5 protein-coding genes are annotated in these 3,244 nt (G+C 71.1%); 2 read left to right on the top strand and 3 right to left on the bottom strand.

Annotated elements, in window-relative coordinates:
- Nucleotides 1–1,262 (bottom strand): DEAD/DEAH box helicase (locus AC1DY2_RS17700; protein ID WP_476763601.1); only part of this gene is annotated, 1,262 nt, incomplete at its 3' end.
- A gap of 134 nt (nucleotides 1,263–1,396) precedes the next feature.
- On the opposite strand from AC1DY2_RS17700, the gene AC1DY2_RS17695 reads away from it, so the two are divergent.
- Nucleotides 1,397–2,116, top strand: coding sequence for a ferritin-like fold-containing protein (locus tag AC1DY2_RS17695; RefSeq protein ID WP_476763600.1), 720 nt, complete (start codon nucleotides 1,397–1,399; stop codon nucleotides 2,114–2,116).
- A gap of 89 nt (nucleotides 2,117–2,205) precedes the next feature.
- Here AC1DY2_RS17695 and AC1DY2_RS17690 read toward each other — a convergent pair whose 3' ends face one another.
- Both AC1DY2_RS17690 and AC1DY2_RS17685 read right to left on the bottom strand, forming a co-directional pair.
- Nucleotides 2,206–2,517 carry a hypothetical protein gene (locus AC1DY2_RS17690; RefSeq protein ID WP_309979758.1) on the bottom strand — a complete coding sequence of 104 codons (312 nt, stop codon included), beginning with the start codon at nucleotides 2,515–2,517 and terminating at the stop codon, nucleotides 2,206–2,208.
- 1 nt (nucleotide 2,518) lies between these two features.
- Nucleotides 2,519–2,743 carry a DUF3107 domain-containing protein gene (locus tag AC1DY2_RS17685; protein WP_309979757.1) on the bottom strand — a complete coding sequence of 75 codons (225 nt, stop codon included), beginning with the start codon at nucleotides 2,741–2,743 and terminating at the stop codon, nucleotides 2,519–2,521.
- A 92-nt stretch (nucleotides 2,744–2,835) separates the two neighbouring features.
- Here AC1DY2_RS17685 and AC1DY2_RS17680 point away from each other — a divergent pair.
- Nucleotides 2,836–3,244 (top strand): UvrD-helicase domain-containing protein (locus AC1DY2_RS17680; protein ID WP_476763599.1); only part of this gene is annotated, 409 nt, incomplete at its 3' end.

Here is a 3,244-nt window from a genome sequence, read left to right as displayed (position 1 = left end):
GCCCGCTCGGCGTCGGCCTCGGCGCGGCCCTCGCTGCGACCGGCGGTGCTGGAGCGCGTCGGCGCGACCGTGGCGGCCGGCTTCAGGCGGCCCTTCGTGCCCGCCGGGATGTCGAGGTCGCTGTACAGGTGCGGGCTCGACGAGTACGTCTCGGTCGGCTCGGGCTGTCCGAACTCGAGGGCGCGGTTGATGAGCGCCCACTTGTGCAGGTCGTCCCAGTCGACGAACGTCACGGCGATGCCCGTCTTGCCGGCGCGGCCCGTGCGGCCGACGCGGTGCAGGTACGCCTTGTCGTCGTCGGGGATCGTGTGGTTGATCACGTGGGTCACGTCGTCGACGTCGATTCCGCGGGCCGCGACATCCGTGGCGATCAGCACGTCCTTCTTACCGGCCTTGAAGGCGGCCATGGCGCGCTCGCGCTGGTCCTGGTTGAGGTCGCCGTGCACGGCCGCCGCGTTGAAGCCCCGGTCGTTGAGCTCCTCGACGAGCTTGGCCGCCGCACGCTTCGTGCGGGTGAAGATCACGGTCTTGCCGCGGCCGTCGGCCTGGAGGATGCGCGAGATGACCTCGTCCTTGTCGAGCGAGTGCGCCCGGTAGACGAGGTGCTTGATGTTCGCCTGCGTGAGCCCCTCGTCGGGGTCGGTCGCGCGGATGTGGATCGGACGCAGCATGAAGCGGCGTGCGAGCGCGACGATCGGTCCGGGCATCGTGGCCGAGAAGAGCATCGTGTGACGGGTGGCCGGCGTCTGGGCCATGAGCTTCTCGATGTCGGCGAGGAAGCCGAGGTCGAGCATCTTGTCGGCCTCGTCGAGCACCATCTCCTGCACGTTCTTCAACGAGAGGAGTCGCTGCGACGCGAGGTCGAGGAGGCGACCGGGGGTGCCGACGACGATCTGCGCGCCCGCCTTGAGCTGCTCGATCTGGCCTTCGTACGCCTTGCCGCCGTAGATCGAGACGATCTTGGTCGGCCGGTTCGAGGTCGCGAGCTCGAGGTCCTCGGTCACCTGCACGCACAGCTCGCGCGTGGGCACGACGACGAGCGCCTTCACGCCGCCCTCGGGGTCGTCGCCGAGGCGCTGGATGATCGGCAGGCCGAACCCGAAGGTCTTGCCCGTGCCGGTCTTCGCCTGGCCGATGATGTCCTGGCCCGCGAGGGCGAGGGGGATGGTCTGTTCCTGGATGGGGAAGGCATCGATGATGCCCTTCCCGGCGAGGGCGTCGACGATGTCGGACGCGACGCCGAGGTCACTGAAAGTGGTCAATATTCTGCCTGTCGGTCTTGCGGGAAACGAGGTGCGCCCTGCTTCGACCTGAGGCGCACGGCCACGGGTCCATCGCCCGTGTGCACCCCAAGCCTATCCGAGAGTGCCTGAGAGCCTCGGATAGGCTGTGTCGCGTGGTGTTCAGGACGAATCGGCGGGGCCTCCGGCCCGAGGCGCCGCGACTGCGTCCCCGCGTCACGCCGACCGAGCTGGCGAAGGTCGACTTCACGGAGCTGGTGCCCGAGCCGGTGCCCTTCCTCGGCCAGGCCGCCTACATCCAGCTCGAGTTCTTCGAGAACCTCGCGCGAGCCGTCGCGACCGCTCCCACGCTCCCCGCGAAGGAGGGGCTGAGCGCCGCGGCGGGTGTCGCCCTGCGCAAGCACCACGCGCTCATCGCCGAGATCCGCCGCCTCGGCGTGGAGCCCGATGACGTGATGGCGCCCTTCGCACCGGCGACCGATCGCTTCCAGCAGATCAGCTCCGGTGCCGACTGGTACGAGCTCCTGCTCGGCATCCATGTCACCGCGGGCATGCTCGACGGCTACTTCTCGCGCCTCGCAGGCGGGCTGCCCGCCGAGCTCGGGGCGCGCGTGCGGGCGATCCTCGACGAGGAGGGCGCGTCGGTCGTGCTCGAGTCCGAGCTGCGCGACGCCATCGCCGCCGACTCCCAGCTGGCCGATCGGCTCGCGCTCTGGGGGCGCAGCCTCGTCGGCGACACCCTGCTGATCGCTCGGTCGGCGCTGCGTGCGTCGGAGGCGCCGAGCACCACCCGAGCCGAGAAGGTCGAGCCGGTCTTCACCGAGCTCATCGCCGATCACACGCGGCGCATGGACGCGTTGGGCCTCACGGCCTGAGCGTCAGGCGTCGGTGCCGTCGCAGCATCCGGTGCCGTCAACGGCCCAGCGCCAGGTCAACGGCCCAGCGTCAGGTCAACGGCCCAGCGTCAGGCGGTGCGGCTGCCCGCACCCGGGCGGGCCAGCCGCTCGAACAGCTCGGCGTCCTGCCGCTCACGGCGCGGGCCGATGAGCCAGACGGCTGCCACTGAGGCGAGGCCGGCGACCACGAGGGTCGCGACCCAGATCCAGCCGCCGTCCCATGCCCAGCCGAGCCAGGTCAGGGCGACCCACACGACCGCGGCCACGCCGGCGCCGACGGCCGGCGCGAGGGCGCTGCCGTACGTGTGCCGACGGGGCAGCGCGTAGCGCGCGGCGAGCCCGAGGATCGCGCCGCCGAGCACCGCGAAGAGCAGCTCCACCTCAGGCCACGAATCCGACGTGGCGCGACTCCTCCGAGCCGATCTCGACATAGGCGAGTGCGGCAGCGGGCACGACGTAGACGGCGCCCTTCTTGTCGGAGAGCTTCAGGAGCGCGGACTGCCCGGCGAGGGCCGCCGCGACGGCCTGCTCCACCTCCGCCGCCGACTGCGAGGTCTCGAAGCTGATCTCACGGGGGGAGTTCTGGATGCCGATGCGAACGTCCACGATGCGCCTTTCTGCTTGTGCTCACACACTATGACACGGGCCGCGCCGGGCCGGTCGCGTTCACTGTCGGCGGAACGCGTTACCGTTCAGGCATGCCCGGCACCGCGACCCTCCTGCACCCCGTCGCGACCCTCGTCGACGGCGAGCACGCGGCGGTCTTCGGAGCCCCGGGCAGCGGCAAGACGAGGCTCGTCGTCGACCTCGTCGCCGACCGAGTGCAACGGCTCGGCTACGGCACCGACGAGGTGCTCGTGCTCTGCGCGACACGCGCGTCGGCCACGGCGTTGCGCGACGAGGTCGCGGTGCGCCTCGGCGTCACCACGCGGGGTCCGGTCGCGCGCACCGCGAACTCGCTGGCGTTCCAGCTCGTGCGCGCCTATACCGGGCAACCCGTCACCCTGCTCACCGGCGCCGAGCACGACCAGATCGTCGGGGAGCTGCTCGAGGGCGGCGTCGACGACGGCTTCGGTCCCGAGTGGCCCGACCCGCTCAGCCCCGAGG

The sequence above is a fragment of the Agromyces sp. P1_H4 genome (assembly GCF_056405255.1).
This window is presented reverse-complemented; position numbering and strand designations above follow the sequence as displayed.